At 56.2% G+C, this 25,924-nt stretch carries 26 protein-coding genes and 1 tRNA gene; 7 read left to right on the forward strand and 20 right to left on the reverse strand.

Annotated elements, in window-relative coordinates; translation table 11 throughout:
• The first annotated feature begins 3 nt into the window (after positions 1-3).
• Positions 4-1,140 (forward strand): PilT/PilU family type 4a pilus ATPase, encoded by a 1,137-nt coding sequence (locus PG1C_RS13465; RefSeq protein WP_202635242.1) that lies wholly within the window; start codon positions 4-6, stop codon positions 1,138-1,140.
• A gap of 172 nt (positions 1,141-1,312) precedes the next feature.
• Positions 1,313-1,696, forward strand: a complete 384-nt coding sequence (locus PG1C_RS13470; RefSeq protein ID WP_202635243.1) for a hypothetical protein — start codon at positions 1,313-1,315, stop codon at positions 1,694-1,696.
• Positions 1,697-1,706: 10 nt separating this feature from the next.
• Here PG1C_RS13470 and PG1C_RS13475 read toward each other — a convergent pair whose 3' ends face one another.
• The 3 genes from PG1C_RS13475 to PG1C_RS13485 are packed head-to-tail and all read right to left on the reverse strand — an operon-like array spanning position 1,707 to position 4,184.
• Positions 1,707-2,888, reverse strand: a complete 1,182-nt coding sequence (locus tag PG1C_RS13475) for a THUMP domain-containing class I SAM-dependent RNA methyltransferase (protein ID WP_202635244.1) — start codon at positions 2,886-2,888, stop codon at positions 1,707-1,709.
• Between the two features lie 16 nt (positions 2,889-2,904).
• Positions 2,905-3,324 carry a CopD family protein gene (locus tag PG1C_RS13480; RefSeq protein WP_202635245.1) on the reverse strand — a complete coding sequence of 140 codons (420 nt, stop codon included), beginning with the start codon at positions 3,322-3,324 and terminating at the stop codon, positions 2,905-2,907.
• Positions 3,312-4,184 carry an NAD-dependent epimerase/dehydratase family protein gene (locus PG1C_RS13485; RefSeq protein WP_237218205.1) on the reverse strand — a complete coding sequence of 291 codons (873 nt, stop codon included), beginning with the start codon at positions 4,182-4,184 and terminating at the stop codon, positions 3,312-3,314. Before PG1C_RS13485 ends, PG1C_RS13480 begins: the two co-directional genes overlap by 13 nt.
• A 47-nt stretch (positions 4,185-4,231) precedes the next feature.
• Between PG1C_RS13485 and PG1C_RS13490 the strand changes: the two genes are divergently transcribed.
• Positions 4,232-5,278 (forward strand): CDP-6-deoxy-delta-3,4-glucoseen reductase, encoded by a 1,047-nt coding sequence (locus PG1C_RS13490; RefSeq protein WP_202635247.1) that lies wholly within the window; start codon positions 4,232-4,234, stop codon positions 5,276-5,278.
• 94 nt (positions 5,279-5,372) lie between these two features.
• Here PG1C_RS13490 and PG1C_RS13495 read toward each other — a convergent pair whose 3' ends face one another.
• The 12 genes from PG1C_RS13495 to rpsU all read right to left on the reverse strand — a co-directional run bounded on the left by PG1C_RS13495 (position 5,373) and on the right by rpsU (position 17,871).
• Positions 5,373-6,083 (reverse strand): ABC transporter ATP-binding protein, encoded by a 711-nt coding sequence (locus PG1C_RS13495; RefSeq protein WP_479687755.1) that lies wholly within the window; start codon positions 6,081-6,083, stop codon positions 5,373-5,375.
• Between the two features lie 34 nt (positions 6,084-6,117).
• Positions 6,118-6,882 carry an ABC transporter ATP-binding protein gene (locus PG1C_RS13500; RefSeq protein WP_202635248.1) on the reverse strand — a complete coding sequence of 255 codons (765 nt, stop codon included), beginning with the start codon at positions 6,880-6,882 and terminating at the stop codon, positions 6,118-6,120.
• Entirely contained in the window at positions 6,879-7,943 is a 1,065-nt protein-coding gene (locus PG1C_RS13505; RefSeq protein WP_202637083.1) for an ABC transporter permease subunit, read from the reverse strand. The genes PG1C_RS13500 and PG1C_RS13505 overlap by 4 nt, the downstream gene beginning before the upstream one ends.
• A gap of 11 nt (positions 7,944-7,954) precedes the next feature.
• On the reverse strand, positions 7,955-8,878 hold the full coding sequence (locus tag PG1C_RS13510; protein ID WP_202635249.1) for a branched-chain amino acid ABC transporter permease: 924 nt from the start codon (positions 8,876-8,878) through the stop codon (positions 7,955-7,957).
• A gap of 78 nt (positions 8,879-8,956) precedes the next feature.
• The gene (locus PG1C_RS13515) at positions 8,957-10,147 is read right to left on the reverse strand and encodes a branched-chain amino acid ABC transporter substrate-binding protein (protein WP_202635250.1); all 1,191 of its coding nucleotides are present in this window, start codon (positions 10,145-10,147) and stop codon (positions 8,957-8,959) included.
• A gap of 136 nt (positions 10,148-10,283) precedes the next feature.
• A complete protein-coding gene (locus tag PG1C_RS13520; RefSeq protein ID WP_202635251.1) occupies positions 10,284-10,604 on the reverse strand; it encodes a c-type cytochrome in 321 nt (106 codons plus the stop codon).
• A gap of 114 nt (positions 10,605-10,718) precedes the next feature.
• Positions 10,719-12,767, reverse strand: a complete 2,049-nt coding sequence (locus PG1C_RS13525) for a thioredoxin domain-containing protein (RefSeq protein ID WP_202635252.1) — start codon at positions 12,765-12,767, stop codon at positions 10,719-10,721.
• 194 nt (positions 12,768-12,961) lie between these two features.
• Positions 12,962-13,038 (reverse strand) — tRNA-Ile (locus PG1C_RS13530).
• 88 nt (positions 13,039-13,126) lie between these two features.
• Complete coding sequence (gene rpoD / locus PG1C_RS13535; RefSeq protein WP_202635253.1) at positions 13,127-15,169, reverse strand: RNA polymerase sigma factor RpoD; 2,043 nt, start codon at positions 15,167-15,169, stop codon at positions 13,127-13,129.
• Between the two features lie 123 nt (positions 15,170-15,292).
• Positions 15,293-17,047 carry a DNA primase gene (gene dnaG / locus PG1C_RS13540; RefSeq protein ID WP_202635254.1) on the reverse strand — a complete coding sequence of 585 codons (1,755 nt, stop codon included), beginning with the start codon at positions 17,045-17,047 and terminating at the stop codon, positions 15,293-15,295.
• A 22-nt stretch (positions 17,048-17,069) separates the two neighbouring features.
• Positions 17,070-17,528 carry a GatB/YqeY domain-containing protein gene (locus PG1C_RS13545; protein WP_202637084.1) on the reverse strand — a complete coding sequence of 153 codons (459 nt, stop codon included), beginning with the start codon at positions 17,526-17,528 and terminating at the stop codon, positions 17,070-17,072.
• A 130-nt stretch (positions 17,529-17,658) separates the two neighbouring features.
• Entirely contained in the window at positions 17,659-17,871 is a 213-nt protein-coding gene (gene rpsU / locus PG1C_RS13550) for a 30S ribosomal protein S21 (protein WP_202635255.1), read from the reverse strand.
• 86 nt (positions 17,872-17,957) lie between these two features.
• Between rpsU and tsaD the strand changes: the two genes are divergently transcribed.
• Complete coding sequence (gene tsaD / locus PG1C_RS13555; RefSeq protein WP_202635256.1) at positions 17,958-19,031, forward strand: tRNA (adenosine(37)-N6)-threonylcarbamoyltransferase complex transferase subunit TsaD; 1,074 nt, start codon at positions 17,958-17,960, stop codon at positions 19,029-19,031.
• Here tsaD and plsY read toward each other — a convergent pair.
• Entirely contained in the window at positions 18,971-19,642 is a 672-nt protein-coding gene (plsY, locus tag PG1C_RS13560; RefSeq protein WP_202635257.1) for a glycerol-3-phosphate 1-O-acyltransferase PlsY, read from the reverse strand. The genes tsaD and plsY overlap by 61 nt on opposite strands.
• 44 nt (positions 19,643-19,686) lie before the next feature.
• Between plsY and PG1C_RS13565 the strand changes: the two genes are divergently transcribed.
• On the forward strand, positions 19,687-20,085 hold the full coding sequence (locus tag PG1C_RS13565) for a dihydroneopterin aldolase (protein ID WP_202635258.1): 399 nt from the start codon (positions 19,687-19,689) through the stop codon (positions 20,083-20,085).
• Here PG1C_RS13565 and xerD read toward each other — a convergent pair.
• Genes xerD through PG1C_RS13580 form a run of 3 tightly spaced genes read right to left on the reverse strand, consistent with a single transcriptional unit; the run spans position 20,048 to position 22,087 of the window.
• On the reverse strand, positions 20,048-20,953 hold the full coding sequence (gene xerD, locus PG1C_RS13570; protein ID WP_202635259.1) for a site-specific tyrosine recombinase XerD: 906 nt from the start codon (positions 20,951-20,953) through the stop codon (positions 20,048-20,050). The two genes, PG1C_RS13565 and xerD, sit on opposite strands and share 38 nt — an antisense overlap.
• On the reverse strand, positions 20,940-21,482 hold the full coding sequence (locus tag PG1C_RS14815; RefSeq protein WP_269464907.1) for a methylated-DNA--[protein]-cysteine S-methyltransferase: 543 nt from the start codon (positions 21,480-21,482) through the stop codon (positions 20,940-20,942). Before PG1C_RS14815 ends, xerD begins: the two co-directional genes overlap by 14 nt.
• The gene (locus tag PG1C_RS13580) at positions 21,479-22,087 is read right to left on the reverse strand and encodes a chalcone isomerase family protein (protein ID WP_202635260.1); all 609 of its coding nucleotides are present in this window, start codon (positions 22,085-22,087) and stop codon (positions 21,479-21,481) included. Before PG1C_RS13580 ends, PG1C_RS14815 begins: the two co-directional genes overlap by 4 nt.
• Before the next feature lie 115 nt (positions 22,088-22,202).
• On the opposite strand from PG1C_RS13580, the gene PG1C_RS13585 reads away from it, so the two are divergent.
• Both PG1C_RS13585 and ugpQ read left to right on the forward strand, forming a co-directional pair.
• On the forward strand, positions 22,203-23,654 hold the full coding sequence (locus tag PG1C_RS13585) for an extracellular solute-binding protein (RefSeq protein WP_202635261.1): 1,452 nt from the start codon (positions 22,203-22,205) through the stop codon (positions 23,652-23,654).
• Positions 23,651-24,400, forward strand: coding sequence for a glycerophosphodiester phosphodiesterase (gene ugpQ, locus PG1C_RS13590; protein WP_237218208.1), 750 nt, complete (start codon positions 23,651-23,653; stop codon positions 24,398-24,400). Before PG1C_RS13585 ends, ugpQ begins: the two co-directional genes overlap by 4 nt.
• Before the next feature lie 98 nt (positions 24,401-24,498).
• Here the strand turns inward: ugpQ and PG1C_RS13595 are convergent, their stop codons facing one another.
• Positions 24,499-25,914, reverse strand: a complete 1,416-nt coding sequence (locus PG1C_RS13595; protein ID WP_202635262.1) for an efflux transporter outer membrane subunit — start codon at positions 25,912-25,914, stop codon at positions 24,499-24,501.
• Positions 25,915-25,924 lie beyond the last annotated feature (10 nt).

Raw genomic sequence — 25,924 nt, forward strand, 5'->3', positions numbered from 1 at the left:
ATAATGGAACGCGATGAAGGTTTAAAGTTCATGTACCAGCTGTTGGACATGATGATGCAAAAAAAAGGGTCAGACTTATTCATTACTGCAGGCTTTCCGCCGGCGATGAAAATTGACGGCAAGATGACGCCGGCAACAACACAAGTTTTGTCGCCACAGCATACTCAGGAGCTGGCGCGCGCCATCATGAACGACAAGCAGGCTGCTGCATTTGAAGAAACCAAAGAAGCCAACTTCGCCATTTCTCCATCCGGCATTGGCCGCTTTCGGGTTAATGCTTTTGTGCAACAAGGACGCGTAGGTATTGTGCTGCGGACCATCAATGTCCAGATTCCGGATTTCGATGAGCTCAAGCTGCCGCCGGTACTCAAAGATGTCGCCATGACCAAGCGTGGTCTGGTGCTCTTCGTCGGCGGCACGGGTTCTGGTAAATCAACCTCGCTGGCGGCGATGATTGGCTACCGGAATCAGAACAGTCATGGCCATATCATCACCATCGAAGATCCGGTGGAGTATGTGCACGAGCATAAGAACTGCATCATCACCCAGCGTGAAGTCGGCGTCGATACCGACTCGTGGGAAGTAGCGCTGAAAAATACCCTTCGCCAAGCGCCGGACGTGATCCTGATTGGCGAAATTCGTGAACGGGAAGTGATGGAACACGCCATCGCCTTCGCCGAAACCGGGCATCTTGCGCTAGGCACGCTGCATGCCAATAACTCGAATCAGGCACTTGATCGCATCATCAATTTCTTCCCCGAGGAACGTCGCCCGCAGCTGTTGATGGATCTCTCTCTCAATCTTAAGGCCGTGGTTTCGCAGCGCCTGATTCCGCTGAAAGAAGGTAAAGGCCGTGCAGCAGCCGTGGAAGTACTGCTCAACTCGCCGCTGATATCCGATCTTATCTATAAAGGCGATGTGCACGAAATAAAGGAAATCATGAAAAAATCGCGCGAGCTTGGCATGCAGACTTTCGATCAAGCGTTGTTTGATTTGCACGAAGAAGGCCGTATCAGCTACGAAGATGCGCTACGCTTTGCAGACTCCATGAACGAAGTACGCCTGATGCTCAAACTGCATGGCAGAGATGCACAGACAAGGGATCTGCATTCCGGCATCAGCCACCTCGACATCGTTTAATCGTTATGCAAACCAATGACCGCTCCCTGCCTACCGGCTCAACCCGTGCAGCGCTGGAAGCGATCGATCATCTGACAAAAAAATCTGTGCCCTGTGGGGGACGCCAGAGTTGAATCTATTCATTCGCCACCTAATTCTGGATTCACGTAACGGTTCCCGCCAGGGACTGCCGATGGAGATCGCTGCCGAAGTGGTTTTTCTTGCTGAAACCAATACATTTGTTCGCGCCATTAACTCGGCAAAACATCTTGGCATCAAGTTCAGCGAAGCGCTCAAGATGGTTGAAGCTGAAGACGATCAGCCATTGAAGTTTGATGCCTTCGATGATCCGTTTGTTTCTCGTGACACCTTGGTGGGTAAAGAAGAACGAGGACAATTCAGTCGCGCTGCGATTTCCCAAGTTCCACATCGTTCACAACGCGCTCCAGCAGGAAGTCAAATCACCGGGCTGCTCGCGCTTTTTTTAATGCTGATCCGCAGCAAGTGGCTGTGGACGATAGGCTTGGTGGTAGTAGGCTATCGATTCATCTGGCCCTGGCTACAATCGCTACGCTGACTTTCGCTTGTTAGCTTTCTTTTTTGTCTTGTGCCGAGACATTGCGGCGGGCACTGCCAGCAACCATATCAAATCCATATAACCGACATTCCAGCGCACCGTTATACAAGGGAATTTTGCGTGAAGTCTGCAAGCGAATCCGCTTGGGCAACTGTGTATCGGCAGAAAGAAACCAGCAGTGCCAGCCGGCAAAATGCTGCTTTAAGGCATTCCCCAACAACGGATAAAACGCAGCGAGCGCTGAAGCACTGCCGAGCCGCTCACCGTAGGGTGGATTAGCCACCAGCACGCCACTCGCAGCAGGCGCCGTGCGGTGCAGCAGGTCAGATTTTTCCAGCACCACGAGACCATCCAATCCGGCATGCGCAAGGTTTTGCCGCGAGCGGCTCACTGCATCCACATCTTGATCACTGCCAAAAATTGCCAGCGGACCTTCTACCATGCATCGCCGTTCTGCCGCCTGGCGCTGCAAACTGCGCCATAGTCCGGCGTCGAATGTTTTGTGATGCTCAAAGCCAAAGCCACCTTGTTCGCGTGACAATCCCGGCGCATCATTCAGCGTCATTTGCGCAGCTTCCAGCAAAAACGTGCCACTGCCGCACATTGGGTCCAGCAAGGGCGTGCCCGGCTGCCAGCCGGACAAACACAGAATGCCCGCAGCAAGATTTTCTTTCAGCGGTGCGCCCACTTTGGCCAGCTTGTGGCCGCGCAGATAGAGTGGCTCGCCGGAGGTATCGAGATAGAGCGTGGCTGTACGATCTGTCAAAAACAGATGGATGCGTACTTCAGGATTTTTGGTATTGACGCTGGGACGGCGGCTGGTCTCGGCGCGAAAGCGGTCGCACACCGCATCTTTTACTTTCAGCGTGATGAATTCCAGACTTTTAAGCGGCGAGCGGATGGCCGTGACATACACCCGAATTGAGCGATCAACAGAGAATAACTGGTGCCAGTTAATGTCATACGCCAGCTTGTAAATATCCGCCTCGCCGCGATAGTCGGCGCTGGCAATACGGTGCAACAAGCGCGTCGCAATGCGCGATTCGAGATTCACGCGATAAGCAAACTCCAGACTACCGCTGGCGGCAACACCTCCTGCCACCGGACGCACCTGCATTCCGCCGCAGGCGGTTAAATCATCCGCCAATAATTCTTCCAAGCCGCGCGGGCAAGTTGCAAAATAAGTGTTCATCGAGAAATGACTGCCTTCAGAAAGAGGGTTTAATGACAACCAATATGCAAATGGCAATCAGTGCCAGCACGGGGATTTCGTTGAACCACCGAAACCAAACATGGCTATGGAGCGACGCACCGCGCGTAAACTGGGTAAGCACTCGGCCACACCAGATGTGATAAACAACGAGCCCTGCCACTAGCGCAGTTTTAATGTGCAGCCAGCCCCCGGAAAAGCCGAAGCCGAACCATAACCAGAAGCCGAGACCAATCGCCAATGCGGCGATCGGGGTGACAAAGCGATAAAGTTTCTTCGCCATCAACAGCAGCCGATCGCGTTCGGCAGCGCTATCGGGGGGCACCAGTGCAAGATTGACAAAAATGCGCGGTAGATAAAACAAACCGGCGAACCAGCTGATGACGAAAACAATATGAAACACTTTTATCCAGAGCATGATGTTTCCTTGATGCCTGTAGCGACGGTTGGATAACACAGACGAAGCCCTAGTTCACGCTTCATGCGGGTATTGTCGAGCTGCCGCGATTCGCTCATGAACGACCACTGCAACGGCGATACGCGTTGCTGTACTGTCTCGCGCGGCAAGCGCGGCGCACGCGGCAGAGCGAAACTGTCGGCCAGCAGGTCGAACCATTCACCCATCAAAAACACTGAGTCGTCGCTGACGTTATACGTGCGGTTGGGGCGACCGCGATGTAAAGCAGCAAGGCAGGCGCGACCAAGGTCGGCCGCATGAATGTGATTGGTGTGGCTGTCTTGCTCCGGCACAAAGAGCGGCAAGCCCTGACGTAAACGCTCCAGCGGCAGCCGGTCGGCGGCATAAATTCCCGGCGCGCGCAGGATGCTGACACAGCAATTGTGGTGACCTATGTGGCGCCCCCCGCGACAAGCGAAAGCCCGCAAGCGGCGTTCGGCGTCGACGCGCCGTATCGCCCGCGCCGACTTTGTGGCCAGCGGGCGCGTTTCACTCACCACGGCGCCTTGGCTGTTGCCGTAAACGCCGCTGGTGCTGATGTACACAATCTGCCGTGGTAGACTTTTCCCACGGCGCAAAGCGCTGAGCAAGTGCGTGGTACGCGAATCCGTCTGGCCTTCTGCAGGCGGTGGTGCGCTGTGAATCACGGCGTCGGCAATGCCTGCCAGACGGCGCAGCGTGGCGGGTTGGTCGAGATTGCCTTCAATCTGGCGCACACCCAGCGCCGTCAGGCGGGGATCGCGGGTACGCACCAGCGCCAGCACATGCCAGCGTTGCAGTAATTCGGGGAGCACGCGGCGAATCACGTCACCGCAACCCACAATTAATATTCTTCGAGACCACTTTTTTTTCACTGGACAATTATCGCATGGCCTCTGCTCAACCCGCCTTTACTCAACCCTTACGCATTACGCTTGCACCCAGCGCGCGCAGTTTTTTGACGCATGGGGAAGATAGCTTGCTGCAAGCCGCGCTGGATGCTGGTTTCGTTCTGCCTTATGGCTGCCGTAATGGCGCATGCGGATCATGCAAAGGCAAAGTTCTGGAAGGACTTGTCGATCATGGGGATATCCAGCCCGGCGCCTTGTCACTGGCAGACCGCGCCGCAGGCTATACGCTGCTTTGCTGCGCCAAACCGTTGTCTGACGTGGTGCTGGAATGCCGCGAAGTGAGCGGCACAAATGACATCCCCGTAAAAACGCTACCGTGTCGAGTAGAAAAAATCGAACGGGTTGCTGAGGATGTGATTGTGCTGTCGTTAAAGCTGCCCGTGAATGAGCGCCTGCAATTTTTGGCTGGGCAATATATTGAGTTTTTGCTCAAAAACGGCAAGACGCGCGCTTTCTCTATTGCCAATGCCCCGCATGCCGAGGGGTTGCTCGAACTGCATATCCGGCATGTGGTTGGCGGTGAATTTACTTCCCACCTATTCAGCCACATGAAAGAAAAAGAAATTCTGCGGCTGCGTGGCCCATTGGGCACATTTTTTCTGCGCGAAACTTCTGATAAGCCGATTATTTTTGTGGCTGGCGGCACCGGCTTTGCGCCGATCAAGAGCATCATTGAACATGTACTGCACAGCGGCATCCAGCGGCCAATGAGGCTCTACTGGGGGGCGCGCAATCGGGCAGGACTTTATCTGAATGATTTACCTGAACGCTGGATGGCAGAGCAAGCGGGCATCCACTATGTGCCGGTGCTCTCCGAACCCGATGCAGCGGATCAATGGGCGGGCCGCACAGGGCTGGTCCATCAGGCCGTGCTGGAAGATCAGCCGACACTAGCCACGTTTCAGGTTTACGCCTGTGGCGCTCCCGCAATGGTGGATGCAGCGCAACGCGATTTCATTGCGCACGGATTGCCTGCGGAGGAATTTTTCTCCGATGCTTTCGCCTTCACCAAGGCAACGGACTAATCAACGAGCTAATCACCAGGCTAACTTTTTCGCCATATCGCCGTGTCACCAGCGCCCTCCAGTAAGGTTTGAACCCGTACTTGGGGCAAGACGTTTACTCGCCCAGATAAGCTGCCCGCACGCGCGGATCAGCCAGCAGATTCGCGGCGCTGTCGGCCAGCGTGATCATGCCGCTTTCCATGACGTAGCCACGGCTACAGACGGTGAGTGCAAGCCGCGCATTTTGCTCCACCAGCAGAATCGTCACGCCGCTTTGCGCGACGCTGCGAATGGCATCAAACACGGTTTGCACCATCAACGGCGCGAGCCCCATTGACGGCTCGTCAAGCAGCAGCAGTTGCGGCTTGCCCATCAAGGCGCGGCCAATGGCCAGCATCTGCTGCTCGCCACCGGAAAGCGTCCCCGCCAGTTGCCGCCGGCGTTCCGCCAGACGCGGAAACAGAGCATACATGCGCGCTTCGTCATCATTGACGGCGGCACGTTCGTCATGCTTGTTGCGGTGATACGCACCCATCGCCAGATTCTCCGCCACTGTCAGACGCGAAAAAACGCCGCGTCCCTCGGGCACCAGCGCCAAACCCTGACTAATCAACCCATGCGCAGGCAAGCCATCAATGCGTCGACCCGCATAATGGATTTCACCAGCGGCCGGAATCATGCGCGCAAGCGCTTTCAGTGTGGAAGTTTTGCCTGCGCCATTGGCGCCGATGAGGCACACCATCTCTCCCGCGGCCACACTAAAAGAAATACCTTTGACGACCGTGATGCTGCCGTAGCGCACCTGAAGATTAACGGCATTCAGCAAGGGCTGATGGTTTGTGGCAGCAGATCGTGGCATGTCATGCAGTTGTGCCAAGATAAGCCTCAATCACTTTGGGGTTGCGTTGCACTTCAGCGGGCACATCATCGGCGATTTTCTGGCCATAATCCAGCACGGCGATGCGGTCGCAGAGCCCCATCACCAGCTTGATGTCATGCTCGATGAGCAACACGGTAAAGCCGTCGTCGCGCAGTCTGACGATCAGTCCGCGCAGCGCTGCGGTTTCGGTGGCGTTCATGCCGGCGGCGGGTTCGTCCAGCGCCAGCAGTTGCGGCTCGGTGGCCAGTGCGCGGGCAATTTCGAGCCGCCGCTGATCGCCATAGGACAGGTTTTTTGCCAGATCGCCGGCGCGTGCGTCGATGCCGACATAGGCCAGCAGCTCATCGGCCCGGCGGCGAATCGCGGCTTCTTCCTCACGCTGCGCCCGGCTGCGCAGCACCGCACCACCAACGCCGACTTTGCTTCTGGCATGGCGGCCGACCATGACGTTTTCGCGCGCGCTCATGTTGGCAAACAAACGAATGTTCTGGAAGGTGCGCGCAATGCCGGCTTGCGTGACGCGATGCGGTTCGCCCAGCGGTAGCGGTGCGCCGGCAAAAATCACCTCGCCCTCATCGCGTGGATAAAGACCCGTCAGCACATTGAAAAAAGTGGTCTTGCCCGCGCCATTGGGCCCGATCAAACCATAAATTTCACCGCGTCGAATGGTCAGCGAAACGTCTTGCAGCGCGCGCACGCCGCCAAAGCGCTTGCCGATGTTGCGCGCTTCGAGCAAGGCCGTCATCGGGATTTGAACTCTTGCCGATGCCGTGGATCAGGCCACAAGCCAGAGGGGCGATAGAGCATGACGGCGACTAGCGCCAGACCAAAGAGCAGCATGCGCAGATTCTCCGGATCGACCAGCACCTGCCCGAAAACCGCTTGCTGCACAGGCCCCGCACCATGACGAAAGGCTTCGGGCAAAACGGTCAGCACCAGCGCGCCGAGGATGACGCCGGGAATATGCCCCATGCCGCCAAGCACCACCATGCACAGCACCATGATCGACTCCATCAGGCTGAAACTTTCCGGCGAGACAAATTCCTGAAAGCTGGCAAACAACCCGCCCGCCAGACCGCCGAAACTGGCGCCCATGGCAAAAGCCAGCAGCTTGACGTTGCGCGTATTGATGCCGCACGCCTTGGCGGCCATTTCATCCTCGCGGATCGCCGCCCAGGCACGGCCGATGCGCGAATCCTGCAAACGCAATCCGGCCAGCATGACGATCAGCACCAGCGCCAGAAAAAAATAATAGGTCAGCACCAGCGCGGGGATATTCACACCAAAAATTTCCAGCGGTTGTGACAGGGCATGGCCGCCAAGCTGTACGGGATCAATGCCGGCGATGCCCTTGGGACCATTGGTGATGTTCACCGGCGCATTCAGGTTATTCATGAAAATGCGCACGATCTCGCCAAAACCCAGCGTCACGATGGCCAGATAATCGCCGCGCAAACGCAACGTCGGCGCACCCAGCACAACGCCAAAGCCGCACGCGGCAAGCGCGCCCAGCGGCAGGATGGCCCACACCGGCCAATGCAGGCCGAGCTGTGGCGAGGCAAGTAGCGCATAAACATAAGCGCCGACGGCATAGAACGCGATGTAGCCCAGATCAAGCAAGCCGGCAAAGCCGACCACGATGTTGAGTCCCAGCGCCAGCATGACGTAGAGCAGCGCAAAGTCGAGCACCCGCAACCAGGTGTTGCCCAGGCCGGAACTCACCATAAAAGGCAACACCGCCAGAGCGATGATGGCAAGCGCCAACTGTAGATTGCGCGGCACATTGCGTTGCAAATCATGCAGCATGGACACCGCACTCATGCTCGCTCCGCCACCTGTTCACCCAGCAATCCGGCTGGTCGCAGCACCAGCACGCCGATCAGGACAAAGAAGGCGAACACATCCTGATACTGGCTGCCCAGCACGCCGCCAGTCAAATCGCCAATGTAGCCGGCGCCAAGTGCCTCGATCACACCGAGCAGCAAACCGCCCACCACTGCGCCGGCGAGATTGCCGATACCGCCCAGCACAGCGGCAGTAAACGCTTTCAGGCCGAGCATGAATCCCATGTTGTAATGCGCGATGCCGTAGTTGGATGCCACCAGCATGCCGGCCAGCGCCGCGAGCGCGGAGCCGATCAGGAAGGCCAGCGCGATAATGCGATTGGCATCGACGCCCATCAGTGCGGCAATGCCTGGGTTCTCTGCCGTGGCGCGCATGGCGCGGCCGAGCCGGGTGCGATTCACCAGCACCAGCAGGGCCGCCATGGTCAGCGCGGCGACGCCAACAATGATGAGTTGAATCGCGGTAATTTGCACGCCGCCCAGCACATAGGCAGTCTCCGGCAAAAGCTGCGGCATGGCGTGATAACTACGCCCCCAGATCATCATTGCCAGTTGTTGCAAAATGATGGATACGCCGATGGCGGTAATCAGCGGCGCCAGACGCGGCGCATTGCGCAAGGGGCGATAAGCGATGCGCTCGATGACGACACCCAGCGTCATGCACACCACGGCGGCAAACAGAAAAGCCAGAACGAACACCACGGGTGGCGGCAGACCGGCGGCGAGCAGGAATTTCGTTGCTGCCAGTGATGCGAGTGCGCCCACCATCACCACTTCGCCGTGCGCAAAATTGATCAGGCCGAGGATGCCATAAACCAGGGTATAGCCGAGAGCGACGAGTGCGTATATGCTGCCCAGCGTGAGGCCATTGGCCACTTGTTGAAGAAAAATATCCACGGCTCGAATAATACGACAAGGATGCGAGCAAGAGACGGCCGAGACACAGCTTCTGCAGCGATCAATGACAGGCCAACACTACTTCGTAAAGGTCGGCGCTGGTGAGACGGCGGTGCTGATGGTTTCCAGTGGTTCCCAGGCACCGTTTTTGCCGACGTAAAGACTGATGACGCCATCTTTCAAATCGCCCTTGGGATCAAACATGACGCGTGCTGTCACGCCGGTGTAGTCGGTCTTCGGCAGTTCGGCCAGAATTTTGTCCGGCTCGCCGGATTGGGCGTGCTTTGCTGCCTCGACGAGAACCATCACGGCATCATAGGCATAAGGCGCGTATGACTGGATGTCGGCGTTGAAACGGGCCTTGTAGCGTTGAGCGAATTGCGCGCCACCGGCCATCTTGGCAAGCGGCATGCCGGGTAGCGAGCAGTAGCATCCCTCGCTGGCATCGGCTGCGTTCTTGATGAAATCCACGTTGCAGCCGCCATCGCCCAAGAGAAATTTAGCAGTGACCCCCAGTTGCTTGATTTGCCGCGCCATGGGCGCCGCTTGCGGATCCATGCCACCGAAGAAAATCAGGTCGGGACGCTTGCCCTTGATGGTAGTCAGAATGGATTTGAAATCGACCGATTTGTCATCGGTATGCTCTTCAGCCACCACGGTGGCACCTGCGGCAACGGCAGCTTTCTTGAACTCCGTCGCCAGGCCTTCGCCATAGGCCGTCTTGTCGTCAATGACGGCGATGGTTTTGGCTTGCAGATTATTGACCGCATACTTGCCCAGCACCTTGCCTTGCTGCTCGTCATTGGCCATGACGCGGAAGGCGGTTTTGAAGCCTTGTTCGGTATAGGCCGGATTAGTCGCAGAAGGCGACACCTGCGGGATGCCGGCAGCGGCATAGAGCCGGGAGGCTGGTATCGTGGTACCGGAATTGAGATGGCCAATGACGGCATTCACCTTGGCATCCACAAACTTCTGCGCCACGAGATTACCCTGACGCGGATCCGACTGATCGTCCTCGCTCAGCAGTTCAAACTTTACTTGTCGGCCACCAAACTTCAGTCCAGCGGCATTGGCATCTTCCACGGCCAGGCGCGCGCCGTTTTCATTATCCTTGCCCAGATGCGCTTGCGGGCCCGTAAGTGGCGCAGCATGGCCGAAGCGAATGACGATGGGCCCGGTGGTGGCATCGGATGGCGCATTCTTGCTACAGGCCACAAGACCGAGCACGGCTGCCAGCGCAAACGAGAGGGAGGTGAAGGAAAAATTCATGGAAATACTCCGTTCAGGATGAATTGCACATCATACGACCATGTGATTGTGACAGAAACAAAAAAGCCAGTCACAACGGACTGGCTTTTCTGCCGGCAACCGGGCAGATGTGTCGCTGAATGCGCCGGTGTGTGAGTTACTTGGCGCCAGCAAGCACCCACTTAACCAGAGTTTTGATGTCCTCATCCTTAACCGCTGCATTCGGTGGCATGGGAATGGGGCCCCAAACGCCGGATCCCCCCTTCTTGACCTTTTCTACCAGCTTGGCTTCCGCTGTCTTGTCACCGGCGTATTTTTTGGCGACGTCCTGATAGGCAGGGCCAACCAGTTTTTTGTCGACCGCATGACAAGCCATACAGGCGCTCTTGGTGGCCAGGTCCTTTTCTTTACTGGCAAAGGCTGAGGCAGAAGACAGAATGCCCACAGCAACCAAGGCAGAGGCGATAACTAATTTCATATGAACCTTCCTTCTAGACAGAGTTAAAAAAACAAATTTTGTGATGGCGTCGATTTTACAATGAGGCGAAACACTATTTGGCGCCCAACTTACAAGAAATTACATTTTCTCTTGTCATTTAACAGCAAGTTGCTGCTTTACGGCTTCCAGGCGATCAACGGGAGCCAAGCAGTGAACGCTGCGACATATCCAGGCGTTGACATGCTCGCTTTCAGGCTTGGCCAGTGCTTCCGGTAAATCAGAGGTTGCATTGAGGGCGACATTGGGCAAACTCAATACCATGCGGCGCGGGTTTGCCCCGAGCGCCTGTTGCCAGGCAGCACATTCTTCGGCCGGGCCGCGCAGAATAACCATATCTGGTGGCGTTAGCGTTTCTTCCAGCGTCAATAGCAGGCTGCTAAAACCCATGGCTGAGTGCGCTATTTGCGGCCAGTAAAGTCGCAAAGTGCGCTCCGCAGCTTCCACATAACGCACATTACCCAGCAGGTAGCCCAGGCGCTGCAAAGCAAATGCCGCAATGCCATTGCCCGATGGCGTGGCATTGTCGTGGCCGGGTTTGGGACGCAGAATCAGTGCCTCGTGGTCATGCGCGGTGAAAAAGAAGCCGCCTGCGGAACGATCTTCAAAATCGGCGAGCAGGACATCGGCCAGCTCCCGTGCAAAAGCCAGGTCGGCGGGCCGAAACTCGGCCTGCATCAATTCAAGCAGCGCGGCCAGCAAAAAGGCGTGGTCGTCGAGATAAGCCGGCAAGTGCACCTGCCCGTTGCGCGAGGTGGCGTAGAGCTGGCCATTCTGCCAATGATTGTTGCGCAAAAAATCAAGCGCCGCTTGTGCGGAGGCGAGCCAGTCAGGTCGATCAAAAACACGCGCAGCATGCGCCATGCCTTCGATCATCAGTGCATTCCAGCTGGTCAGTATCTTGTCGTCGCAACCCGGGCGGATACGCTGTTCGCGCGCTGCGTAGAGTGTCTGCTTGGCTGCTGTAATCAGCGGCCGGCCGGCCTCATCCAGCGCTTTGGCCACCTTCAAATGCCAGTGGCCTTCAAAGTTAGGCGCCTCTTCAAGCCCCCAATGCGGGGCGGCAGCGCGCCATTGTTCGGGGGTCAGCAAAGTCTGAATTTGCTCGCGCGTCCAGACATAATATTTACCTTCTTCGCCTTCTGAATCGGCATCCAGCGAAGAGTAGTAGCCACCACCGGCACCATTGATCGGTACCGGTGATTGCATTTCACGCATCACCCAAGCCGCTGTTTCTTCGGCAACACGCGCGAAAAGCGGATCACGGGTTTCTGCCCAGGCATCGGCATTCAATGCGAGCAAGGGCCCGTTGTCGTAGAGCATCTTTTCAAAATGCGGAATTTCCCAGCGTTCATCCACGCTGTAACGGCAAAAGCCACCGCCCACCTGATCGTAAATGCCGCCTTCGGCCATGCGCTGCAAAGTGACCAGCGTCATCGAGCGCATGCGTGGTTCGGCATGCCGCAGCAAAAAGGACAAATCGGCAGGGTGCGGAAACTTTGGCGCACGGCCAAAGCCGCCATAAGTACGATCAAAACTCTGCGCCAGCGATTCGGTGGCGGCAATCAATGGCTGCGTGTCGAAAACCGTTGCTGCCACGCCAATCGAGGCATCCGGCAGCGTCTGCGCCAGCGCGTTGCGCAGCGCGATGTTTTGCTCATCAATGTTGCGGCGGCGTTTATGAAACGCCTCCGCCACCTGCTCGCAGAGATCGGTAAACGCGGGCAGGCCATGGCGCGGTGTTTTGGGGAAATACGTACCACCAAAAAACGGCGTGCCATCAGGCGTGAGGAACATCGTCAGCGGCCAGCCGCCTGCGCGTTGCGCCAGCATTTGATGCGCCGTCTGGTAAATCTGATCCAGATCCGGGCGCTCTTCACGATCCACCTTGATATTCACGAACAGCCGGTTCATGACCGCTGCCACGGCTATATCTTCAAAGGATTCATGCGCCATGACATGGCACCAGTGGCAGGCCGAATAACCGATGGACAACAGGATAGGCCGATTTTCCTGACGCGCCTGATTCAGCGCCTGCTCATCCCAGGGCTGCCACGCCACCGGGTTATGTGCGTGCTGCAACAGATAAGGCGAGGTGGCTGTTGCTAATCGATTAACCGGGGATTTATCAGCAGGAAACGGCATGAAGACCTCGCACACGAAAGAATAATGGTAACTGAAACAACTGCGGACTATCGCTCTTCCCACCGTCCAAAGGCTTTTTTAGCAATATGCCGCCGTCTTGCCAGCGCCGACTTTTGCAATTTGCTTCTGTAACCGTCGTTAAGCACAATGAGCCAATGAAAAAACCAACCGCTCACGGTTGGGTTTGCAAAAAATGGTGGGCCCAGCTGGACTTGAACCAGCGACCAATCGATTATGAGTCGACTGCTCTAACCAACTGAGCTATGGGCCCGTAAGCGGTGTAGGTGTTACCACGCGTAGTAGATAACTAGCTACCGCACAACATTTTGGTGATGCGGCAGCCCGTATGTCAGGCTCTGTCAGGTCTCCGAATCGAGGAAGCTGCGCAGTTTTTCCGAACGGGTCGGATGGCGCAGTTTGCGCAGGGCTTTGGCTTCAATCTGGCGGATACGCTCGCGGGTCACATCGAACTGCTTGCCGACTTCTTCCAGCGTGTGGTCAGTGTTCATTTCGATACCGAACCGCATGCGCAACACTTTAGCTTCGCGCGGGGTGAGACTGTCGAGAATTTCCTTCGTGACATCACGCAGGCTTGAAAACAGCGCGGCTTCGTTAGGCAGCAGCGTGGCCTGGTCTTCGATAAAGTCGCCCAGGTGCGAATCGTCATCATCGCCAATCGGCGTTTCCATGGAAATGGGCTCTTTGGAAATTTTCAGAATCTTGCGAATTTTATCCTCGGGCATTTCCATTTTTTCTGCCAGTACGGCGGGTAGCGGCTCTTGACCTGTCTCCTGCAATATCTGACGGCTGATGCGATTCATCTTGTTGATGGTCTCGATCATATGCACCGGGATGCGGATAGTGCGCGCCTGATCGGCGATCGAGCGGGTAATGGCTTGCCGAATCCACCAGGTGGCATAAGTCGAAAACTTGTACCCACGGCGATATTCGAATTTATCCACGGCCTTCATCAGACCGATGTTGCCTTCTTGAATCAGGTCAAGGAACTGCAAGCCACGGTTGGTGTATTTTTTGGCAATCGAGATCACCAGCCGCAGGTTGGCTTCGGTCATTTCGCGCTTGGCACGGCGGGCCTTGGCTTCACCAGTGGACATCTGTTTGTTGATGTCTTTGAGTTCTTTGAGCGGGATCCCTGTACTGTTTTGCAGGTCGATCAACTTGTGCTGCTCGTCCAAGACATTAGGGGCATTGCGCATCAATAGGGCAGCATAGGGCTTACCTGACTGGATCTCTTTTTTGACCCAATCCATGTTGACCTCATTGCCGGGGAATGCCTTAATGAAATGCTGTCGTGGCATATGCGATTTATCTACACAAAAATGCAGGATTTTCCGTTCGTGGCTACGCACGGCATCAACAATGCTGCGCACCGACCCGCACAGCCGTTCAATTGTTTTGGCAGTGAAGCGGATATTCAGGAGCTCATCTGCAATCTGCTTTTTGACGCGCAGATAACTTTTATCCTCAGAACCTTTCTTGGATAAGGTCTGCTGCAATTTACCGTAGAGCGCATGGATGAGCGAGAAGCGTTCTAATGCGTCCTGCTTGAGCTTCAGTAATGAGGCAGAAACTTGCGCACTACCGTCATCCCCATCGGCAAAATCTTCTTCAATTTCTTCTTCTGCGGCGGCGGCTTCCAGCTCTTCGTCAGAGGCGTTCGGATCAATCAGACCATCAATGAGTTCATCGATGCGCATCTCATCGCGCGCGACGCGAGCGGCCATATCGAGCATGGCGGCAATGGTGGTGGGGCAGGCAGAAATAGCCATCACCATGTGCTTTAAGCCATCCTCAATGCGCTTGGCGATTTCAATTTCGCTCTCGCGCGTCAACAGCCCAACCGAGCCCATTTCGCGCATATACATACGCACTGGATCCGTCGTGCGGCCAAATTCGGAATCAACCGTCGATAACGCTTGCTCGGCTTGCTCTTCAACTTCTTCGGCATCAACAGGTGCTGGCGTGGTTTGGTTCAGCAGCATGTCTTCGACAGCAGGCGCTTCATCAAACACTTGTATCGACATATCCGCAAAGGTGGCAATAATCGATTCGATCTGCTCTGCATCGACAAGCTCGTCAGGCAGATGATCGTTAATTTCGGCATACGTCAGATAGCCACGTTCTTTGCCCAAGGCAATCAGGGTTTTGAGGCGGCTGCGCTTGGCATCCATATCAAGGGGAGCGGCTTGAGGCGCGATGATCAATTTCTCTTTGCTCTTGCGGCCACGGCCTTTGGCAACCACTTCGACCGCCACAGGGTTTGCTGGCGGAGCCACGGGGGCGGCCGGTGCTTTCTGTGCTTTAACGGCAGGAATCTTTTGCTCGGCCAATGCATTAGCAGCTTTTGATTTGCTTTTTGTCGTGGTGATTTTATTCGGCATGATAATCCTCGGCTGGAACGCAAGAACGGCGCAGTAATAATTTACGTCCACTGTGCAAGACCTTGGGCACGAAGAGTAAATAGTTCAGCACACCGTAAAAGCGCTGGGGAACCGCTGATTATATCAGAGCGGGGTATCCGTCGCAGCAAGCGGAGGGCCGCGTTTTTTTGCCAGCAAATCCGTCAGTCGTTGGCGCTCTTGCAAATTGAGCCCTTGCCGCGCCTGTGCCGTTAGTTTTTCAATTTCAGCGGTGAGTTGGGTGTGCTGAAGATGGGCGATCGCATCATTGAAAACGACTTCGAGGGCGGCTGGATCAAGCTCTTCTTCGCTGGTTGTCGCCATCGCCGCAGCTAGCGGCTCATGCGCCGTGCCACGAAAGAACTCAATCATGATACCCAAGCCTCCCGTTGCCAGCTCACCATGTGCAATCGCCTCGGCAATTGCAAGCAGCGCGGCGCCTGCCGGTTGTTCGCGATCGATCAAATCCAGCGGTAACTGCGCTGCCCACGCCGGTTTATGCAGCACGATTTTCAACAATTTATGCTCAATAGTCGATGGCACCGGGCGCTGCTTCATTTGGGCCGGCGCATACCGATTGCGGGTAAGTGGTTTCAGCTCACATTGTGCTTCCACCTCGGTTTGCGATACTTGGGCGCGGGTAGCGATCTCTTTGACGATTTGAATTCTTAAAATAGGTGCCGCAATTTTTTGCAGCAAAGGCTTTGCGTCATGCACCAATTTTGCCCGGTTTTCTGCCGTCACCAGCGGGTTTTGCTTGACCAATTCCCGCACCAGAAATTCAGATAAGCGGGTGGCGTTTCGCGTGTAATGGATGAAGGCTTCTTTGCCTTGTGTGCGAATAAATTCGTCCGGATCCTGGTTGCCGGGCATTTGCAGTATCTCAACTGTTTTGTTATCCGCCAGGTGCGCCAGGCTCACCTCCATCGCGCGCCAGGCGGCACGGTCCCCGGCACTATCCCGATCGAAACAGAAAACAACACGGCTTGCCAGCTTCAACAGTTTTTGCACGTTAGCATCGGTCGCCGCAGTGCCCAGCGTGGCGACGACATTGTCTACGCCATGTTGCGCCAGGCCCACGACATCCATATAGCCTTCAACCACCAGCACGGTATCTTCTTCTTGAATCGCTTTTCGGGCTTGGGGTAAGCCATACAGCTCGCGACCTTTTTCAAACAACGGGGTCTCGGGTGAATTGAGATATTTGGGCTCCCCTTCGCCGATCACGCGCCCGCCAAACCCGATCACATTGCCGCGTTGATCAAGAATCGGAAACATCACCCGATCACGAAATCGATCATAGCGACGCCCCTGATCATTGCTAATGACCAAACCACATTCAATCAATGCATTATCGTTATATTCAGGGAAAACCTGCTGCAAACCCTGCCAGCCATCGGGGGCATAACCAAGGCCAAATTTAGCGGCTATCTCGCCGGTAAGCCCTCGGGCACGGAGGTAATCAACCGCTTTGGGCGAAATTTTGAGTTGTTCGCGATAAAACCGCATGGCGCGCGCCATTAATTCAGTCAATGGCGCTTTTTTCACCTGCTCGCTGCGATGGCGCTCGGTTTGTGGCACCGATAATCCCACCGATGATGCCAGCTCTTCAATTGCTTCTACAAAGCCGATGCCAGAATATTGCATGACAAAACCCACCGCACTGCCATGTGCCCCGCAGCCAAAGCAGTGATAAAACTGCTTACTGGGGCTGACCGTAAACGAGGGAGTTTTTTCTGAGTGAAACGGACAGCAGGCGCTGTAATTCGCGCCGCCCTTGCGTAAAGGCACGTAGCGCTCAACCACATCCACGATATCGATGCGGGCAAGTAATTCCTGGACGAAGCTTTCGGGGATCACATTATTGTGATACGCTGCACAATTACGCGCCGCTTAGCGCACTAAGTTTGGCTTTAACCAGACGCGAGACTTCGCCCATATCAGCGCGGCCAGCAACTTGGGGCTTAATGTGTGCAATCACTTTTCCCATATCTGAGGGCAAAGCTGCGTTTACAGCGTGAATAGAGGCGGTGATAATTGACTCAATCTGCACTGCGTCCATCGCTTGCGGCATGTAAAAAGAGAGCACTTCCGCTTCAAACTTTTCCGCGTCTGCCAGATCTTGCCGCTTGGCAGCTTCGTACTGGGTAATTGAATCCTTGCGCTGTTTGAGCATTTTTTCAATCACTGCGATGACACCATCGTCATTCAGCTCAATCCGCTCATCCACTTGTTTTTGTTTTATGGCTGCCAGCAACAAAGAAAGCGCCTCTTTACGCGGTCGGTCGCCCGCTTTCATGGCCCCTTTCCAGTCTTCGCTAATACGGTCTTTAAGGGTCATTGATGTCATTTTCGCTTTCCTTTCAAGAAGAACAAAAACCGCCTGGCGGCGGTTTTTTTGACGTCATCAGTGCGTTAGCAGGTGCGCAGCGCAATTGATATGCGGATCTGCGCGCGAACGCCGATAAAGATCAATACAACTTTGGCGGCAGCAGCTGGCTGCTGATACGCTTTTTATGCCGTTTAACCGCAGCCGCTGCTTTACGCTTGCGCTCGGATGTGGGCTTTTCGTAGAACGTGCGAGCCCGCAGCTCGGTGAGGAGGCCCACTTTTTCAATAGTGCGCTTGAAGCGACGAACAGCAACTTCAAAAGGCTCATTTTCTTTGACACGAATACCAGGCATTGCAGTGACCTTGATGGGACGAAGAGGTAAGCATTCTAAAGATTTTCAGGCAGATGTCAAAGGGGTGCAGAGGATAGAATGCGCCCATGCGAGTTTTAGGTATTGAATCTTCCTGCGACGAAACCGGACTGGCCCTCTACGACACCGAACGGGGCCTGCTAGCGCACGCCGTACACAGCCAGGTGGCTATGCATGAGGTGTATGGCGGTGTGGTGCCTGAACTGGCTTCACGCGATCACATTCGCCGCCTGATTCCCCTACTTACCCATGTGCTGGCGGCAAGCGGATGCACGCGCCGGGACATTGACGCTATTGCCTACACGGCGGGGCCGGGGCTGGCCGGGGCACTGCTGGTTGGCGCCAGTTTTGCCGAAGCGCTAAGCCAGGCGCTGAATATCCCTGCGCTGCCCGTGCATCATCTGGAAGGGCATCTGCTCTCACCCCTGCTCGCCGCCGATGCGCCGGATTTTCCTTTCATCGCGCTACTGGTTTCGGGTGGGCATACGCAATTAATGTGTGTCACCCGCGTGGGCGCCTATGAACTACTGGGTGAATCGCTGGACGATGCCGCGGGTGAAGCCTTCGATAAAACAGCCAAATTGTTAGGCCTAGGCTACCCAGGTGGGCCCGCACTGGCCAGACTCGCCGCAACAGGCAAGCCTGGCCGCTTCAAATTACCGCGCCCCATGCTTACGAGTGGTGATTTGTCCTTCAGCTTTTCGGGACTCAAAACAGCCGTATTGACACTGGTGCGCAACACAACGCTGAATGAGACTGATCGTGCCGATCTGGCCGCAGAGTTTCAAGAAGCAGTGACAGAAGTTATCGCGACCAAGGCTTTGGCGGCGTGTCGCCAGCGCCGACTTTTTCGCCTGGTAGTCGCTGGCGGCGTTGGCGCCAATCTGCGCTTGCGGCAGCGGCTGGATGCGACACTCTCTGCCGCAGGCGGGCGCGTGTTTTATCCTGAACTGGATTTATGCACCGATAACGGCGCAATGATTGCCTTTTGCGGCGCGCAACGCCTGGCTCAAGGCCTCACACAACCTATGCAGCCCATGAGCCAAGGCGCTTTCGCTATCCGCCCACGCTGGCCGCTGGATCAACTGTCGATGGATTCTTTGTCCACTGATTCTTTGTCCACCGATTCGTCGCGCCCTTGAGAAGCGCGCTTTGCACCCAGGCGGCTTTCTGTGCCCGCGCGCAGTTTTTGGATATTCGAGCGATGCCGATAAATCAGCACCACGGACATCAACGCGACCGCCAGCACAATCTCGATGCGTTCATGGCGTAGCATGGCAATGAAGGGCGCACTGGCTGCCGCTGCCAACGCTGCCAGTGAAGAATACCGTGTCACCGCAGCCACCAGCACCCACACAGCCACCACCCAGCCACCTAACGCGAGTGAAAAACCGAGCAGCACACCCAGCGCAGTTGCTACACCCTTGCCGCCCTTAAAACCCAGCGTCACCGGAAACACATGGCCGAGAAATGCGGCCACACCGGCCACGGTAATCACCGCTGCACTCGCGCCGCCCGAGGGTGAGCTCAAGACTTTTGCGGCAATGAACATCGCCAACCAGCCTTTGGCCGTATCCCCCAGCAGGGTCAATAACGCGGCGAACTTGTTACCCGAACGCAGCACATTGGTGGCCCCTGGGTTGCCCGAGCCAAAACTGCGCGGATCAGCCAGGCCAAAAATGCGCGAGACGATCACGGCAAAGGGCAGGGATCCAAGAAAATAGCCGAGAAGACACGCTAAACCGATGTTCATGAAAAATTCCCTAGAATGGGGGAATTCTAAACCGGGGGCGCACTGTGGATTTGATTTTCATCGAGGAAATGCGCGTCGAAGCGCTGGTGGGTATTTTCGAACGCGAGAAAGTCGCGCCACAAACGCTGGAGATCAACCTCACCTTCGGCGTGCCCGACGAGGCGGCGCAAAACGACGACATCGCACGCACCATCCGCTATGACGAAGTGATCGAACGCATCCGCATCGAGCTAGCCTCACGCCATTTCAATTTACTGGAAGCCCTTGGTGAATATGTCATTCATCTGCTGCTGGATGAATTTGGTGCGCCCTGGGTCAGAATCAGCATTGCCAAGCTTGGCATCATGCAAGGCGTGCGGCGCGTGGGTGTGCAGATCGAGCGCTCGCGCGAAGCCTGCCTAAAAGTCAACCACGCGGGTGGTGCTGGTGATGCAACTGCTTGAGCCGCTCGCGAGCCACATGCGTGTAAATCTGAGTGGTCGAAATATCGGCGTGACCTAACAGCAGTTGCACCACGCGCAAATCAGCGCCATGGTTTAGCAGGTGGGTGGCAAATGCATGGCGCAACACATGCGGCGAAATACGTTGGGATGGAATACCGGCATGCAGCGCGTATTTCTTGATCAACACCCAGAACATTTGCCGTGTCATGCCCGCGCCCCGCGCGGTAATAAAAATGGCATCTGATACATGCACGCCCAGCAAGTCGCCCCGCGCCCCGGCGAGGTAACGCGCCAGCCAATCGGCTGCCACTTCGCCCAGCGGCACCAGCCGCTCTTTTGAACCCTTGCCCAGCACGCGCACCACGTTGTCGTTCAAACTCAGCTCGAACAAGCGCAGCCCGATGAGTTCAGACACGCGCAAACCCGTGGCGTACAACAGCTCGAGCATGGCGCGGTCACGCAATCCGATTGCGGTGTTGATATCCGGCGCATCGAGCAGATCCGTCACCTGTCTTTCTGCCAGCGTTTTAGGAAACCGCTGAATGGGTTTGGGTCTTTCAATGTTGCGCAACGGGTCGGCCTGCATTCTTCCCTGATCAAGCAACCAGCGGTAAAACCGCTTTAGGCTCGCCATTAATCGCCGCTGACTAGTGGCTTTGATGCCGCCCTCACGCGCATGCAAATGCGCCAGATAATCATTGATCGCCGCTTCATTGGCAGCACGCAATGTCGTGGCACGTGGGGCCAGCCAGAAGGCAAACAACTGAAGGTCGCTGCGATACCCGGCCAGCGTGTTTTTCGCCAAGCCATCCACCAACCAAAGTGCATCGATGAATTCGTCGATTAAGCCGGCATCAATGTCGTTCATGCTGCAACAGCCACCGCTTCACCTCGAGCAAAAATCCGCCACGCTGACGAGCAAAGCCGCCCAAGCCGCGATCCGCCGCGATGACACGATGGCACGGCACCACCAGTGGATACGGATTGGCACCACAGGCATTGCCTACCGCGCGCGGCCCACTGCCGATCTGCGTGGCCAGCGCACCGTAGCTCTGCGTATCCCCTGACGGAATCGCCGCAATGGCCTCCCACACACGGCGCTGAAAAGGCGTGCCTGCAGGCGCCAGGGGCAAGCCAAACACAAAAGCGGGGTCAGCAAACCAGGCGTTAAACTGGCGCACCGCCTCTTTTGCCAACAATGACTGCGGTACCTGTGCAGCACAGGGCGCGAGATATTCGATGGCGGTAATGTCATCGTTATTACAGCGAATGCCCAAAGCAAACGGTGCGCTGTTGCTATCTGACATCGTCGATGGTGCAGGCAAAATCGCGGCAAAGGGCGCAATCTGCTGCGCAGGTTCGCGGCTGGCTACTTTCACCAGGCGAGGCGTAGTCATGGCGCTTTGACTTGGCCCAGAAGGGCCGCTTTCAAGGCGTGATCAGCCGGTCTCTCACCCAGCCAGACGGTCATGAGTGCCTGATAAAAATCTTCCCCCTCGATGTCTTCCCCCTGTTTTTTGCCATTGAGCGTTAAACGCAGTACCCCGTCTTTTTCGTTGGGCAACCAGTCAAAATCAGCCACATCACCCGAATGCGCCGTGCCAATGGTCAACAAGGCAGCCTTGAATACATCCAATCGGGGTTTTAGGCGCGCCATCGCTTCTGTGTCATGATTTTTCTCAATGCCTTTGGCCAGCGATTGGGCCAGGCGCTCAGCAGGCGATTCCATCAACACAACGACACGCAGACGCTTAGCCCCTTTCACCTGATAAGCATCGGCGGCATCGGTCTGTTTTTTTGGCAGATACAAACCAATGGCATACGCATTGAGAAAAAAAACACCCCGCACGCCAGCACCATTGAGCACCGTATCCCCAGCGCCGACTTTTGCCGCCTCATCAAATTTGACACCGGCCACAGTCACTGCAGCAAAGGCGGGCGTGGCGGCCATCAGCGCAGGAACAGCACAAATCATCCAGATCGCAGCGATCACTTTTTTCATGATTAACTCATCCACTCAAGTTACTAAAGGCTGTCAAAAGCTGCCTGTCTAAAACAAAAGCATACATGATTGATGACTGCATACTCGCTCATTGCTCAATCATGTCGGACTAATTTTGGTAAGCAGACGCACCGGGCATGAAGAGACTCATGTACAGTACGGCGAAGTCTATTGGGCCAAGCACAGCAGCAAGTATCGCAACAATAATCATCCTAAGCAAACGCTGGTGCAGCGTCGCTCGGTGCACGTTTTTTATTACACGGAGGAAGTGAAATTGACCGGCATCAATAAATATTTTCTGGGCGTACTCGGTGGTCTTGTTTGCCTAACGTTAAACTTTTCTACGCCGGCATTTGCGCAAGAAATCATCTTGCGTCATGCCTTGGATGGCAAAGCGCAAGATGCCCTTGCGACGCTGGTTTTGCGCTTTAACGATCACATCAAAGGCCAGGGTCGGGTCATTTTGCAAGATGTGCGCAGTCTCGATAATAAACGTCCACTGCCGCTACTGGCCTTGTTGAATGCCGATGACAGCATGAATTTTTTTACTGCACGCATCACATTCATGCCCCTGCACACGCTGATGCGCAACTATGGCCAGCCGCTCAATACAAGCCTCTTCTATCCGCAAATGCTGGATGCTGTTGCGGATAGCACGGGACAACCGCAAGCCTTGCCTATGGGGATGTCACTACCCGTCCTGTTGATCAATCGCGGGCAGGTGCCGCGCGCTGCAAAAACGATTGATCTCTCGCCACGCACTTGGCTGGACGTACAAAATCTCGCAGGCACGCTGTCTGACAATGGCGTTAAATGTCCGTTAACCAGTAGCCGCTTCGCCTGGGTGCATCTCGAGAACACCGCATCCCAACATGGCGAACAGATGGATATTCGCACTGGTCGCAGTGAAAAAGTGAAGGCGAATAACCTCATGAACGTAAAGCACCTGGCGTTGCTGGCCAGTTGGCAAAAGAGCCACTACTTTACGTACTTCGGGCCGGACGCTGAGGCCAACCAGCGCTTTTTGCAGGGCGAATGCGCCATGATTACCGGCGAATCCGCCCTGTATGTCGCTGCTCGCGCTACCGGCATGGATGTCACCCTTGCCCCGCTGCCTTATTACGACGATGCGTATGGCGCACAACGCGAAAAGGTACTGCCCGATGGCGCCGCGTTGTGGGTGCTTCCCGGTCAACCCAAAGCTGCGTATGCGCTTGCCGCTCGCTTCGTGAGCTATCTGTTGCAGCCTGACGTGCAACGCGATTGGGTGCGCGCCAGCGGCTCGTTGCCCATGACGCCGGGGGCACTAGCCGCACTGCGCGAATCAGGCATGCCCGCTGCCCTCGCAGACGCAGCCGAGCAACGGCTTGCTGCCTCGCGCGCTGACAGCACGCGCATTCATCCCGGCGCATTGCGTGACCGCTTACACCTGGCGCTGGATGAGCAAGTTGCCCTCGTCTGGAGCACACCACGCTCAGCCAAACAAGCCTTGGATACCGCCACACTGCGCGCCAATTCGCCTTCTTCAGGCGGCTCGAAAACCAAGGCAGCGCGGCGGCGCAAGTGATCCTGCAAACGATCCCGCACCTGATCCGTTATCCACGCATCATCGCGCATCGCTGTGGCGGCGCGCTGGCGCCAGAAAATACCCTGGCCGGAATGCGCATTGCAGCACGCCTGGGATGCCGAGGCGTGGAGTTTGATGTCGCGTTGACAGCCGATGGCGTACCCATCCTGATGCACGATGCAACGCTGGAGCGGACCACCAATGGCGCAGGGTTCCTCGCCACTAAAACTGCTGCGGAAATCGCCTGCCTCGACGCCGGCGGCAAACATCATCGCGCATTCGCCGTCGAGCCAGCGCCGACTTTTCAGGCGGCCTTGCAAACCTGCGCCGAACTCGGCCTGTGGGCAAATGTGGAGATCAAGCCCACCCCCGGCACAGAAGCCGAAACGGGGCGTGTCGTTGCAAATCTGGTCGCAGGGATCGGTCCGGGCACTGTCTTGCTGTCGTCATTTTCTGTGCTGGCGCTGCAACAGGCGCTGCATGTTGCCCCGGCCATACCACGTGCGTTACTGACCGAAACGATTCCTGCCGACTGGCGCGATCAACTGGTAGCCGCCGGGGCGTCGGCGCTGCATACTGCGGCGTCAGGCATTACCGTAGACCTCATCGCGCCGCTTTGTCACAGCCGAATCCAGCTTGCCTGTTATACCGTGAATGATCGCGCTACCGCAGCAACGCTGTTCGCCGCAGGCGTCAGCGCAATTTTCACCGACCGCCTTGATCTCTGGATGCCGGAAGAAATGTAAATCCGGCACATACCTGCTTACCGAGTGGTCGCCGCTATAACGACAGACAGGTTTGGAAAAATGAACGGCTAGACGCGCTTTCCAGTCCGTGTTGACAATCAATGTGCATGCCAATCTCCCCCAAGTGCCTTGAACAAAGCAGCACTCGCCACCAGCCTGCGGCCAGTGATGTCGAGTTCGCTACGTGTGGCGGCAAGCGCTGTTGCCTGGGTCGTTACGACATTCAGATAGCTTACCGTGCCGGCTAGATACTGGTTATTGGTCAGCATCAGTGCTTCAGCGGCGGCCAACGCTGCTGTTTTTTGCGGCTCGGCCTCATTTGCCAGGATACGCAGCGCAGCGAGATTGTCTTCTACCTCCTGGAATGCACCGAGCACTGTTTGCCGGTAGCGTGCGACATTCTTGTCATAGCCAGCAACCGCCTGTGCTTTTTGTGCCGACCTTGCGCCCGCATCGAACAGGGTCAAAGCGAGTGCCGGGCCAAGCGACCAGAAGCGGTTGGGCAGCGTCAGCAACTGGGAGAAACTGGAACGCTGGTAGCCACCTGCGCCGCTGATGGTCAAATCAGGGAAATAGGCTGCCTGTGCTACACCGATCTGCGCATTTGCCGCTGCCATGTTGCGTTCTGCAGCGGCAATATCGGGCCGGCGTTCGAGCAATTGAGAGGGCAGCGAGAGCGTAATCACGGGTAAGGCAGGCACCAGGCCGTTCGGTTCCAGGTGGAAATTCGCCGGGGTTTTGCCAATCAACATGGCGATCATATGTTCAAATTGCGCACGTTGCACACCGAGATCAATGGCTTGTGCCTGTGTCGATTTGAGCTGGCTTTCAGCTTGTACCACATCGACACGGCCGGTGACGCCGGCTTCATAACGGTTCTTGGTGATTTGCAGAGAGCGTTCATACGCAACGACGATTTCATCAAGCATGCGGCGTTGGGCATCGAGCACACGCAGTTGCAGATACGATTGCACCAGCGTAGCTTGCGCGCTGAGCAGCGCGGCGCGTAGGTCTGCAGCGCTTACCTGTGTCAAGGCTTCATTCGCTTCGACATCACGGCGAATGCGCCCCCACACATCCGCTTCCCAACTGGCGTTGAGCGATACCCGCACGGTGTTGCGGATGGGGGTTCCCGGCGTCACCGTCGAAGTGCTCGAGGGTGACGCCGCGCCCTGGCCGCGACTGCCGGATACGCCGGTAGATACTGTGGGGAAGTACTGAGCCTGTGTTGCATCAAGTAGCGCTGCAGCCTGGCGATACTGTGCTTGAGCCGCACGGACGTTCTGGTTCGACACCGTCACTTGCTGCACTAGCTCATTCAATTGCGCATCGCAATACAGCTCCCACCAATTGCCGATCCGGGCCTCGTCACGCGGGTTGGCCTGCTTCCAGCCTTCGGCTTCCTTATAGGCACTCGGTGTTTCGACATCGGGCCGCTTGTAATCGGGGCCAACGGCACAGCTCGCCAGCCATAGTACAGACAAGAAAACAGCGTTCGAGGTCTCTATCTTCATGACAAATCTT

Origin of the sequence: Rugosibacter aromaticivorans (assembly GCF_000934545.1) — a bacterium.
In the GTDB taxonomy this organism is placed as follows: Bacteria; Pseudomonadota; Gammaproteobacteria; order Burkholderiales; family Rhodocyclaceae; genus Rugosibacter; species Rugosibacter aromaticivorans.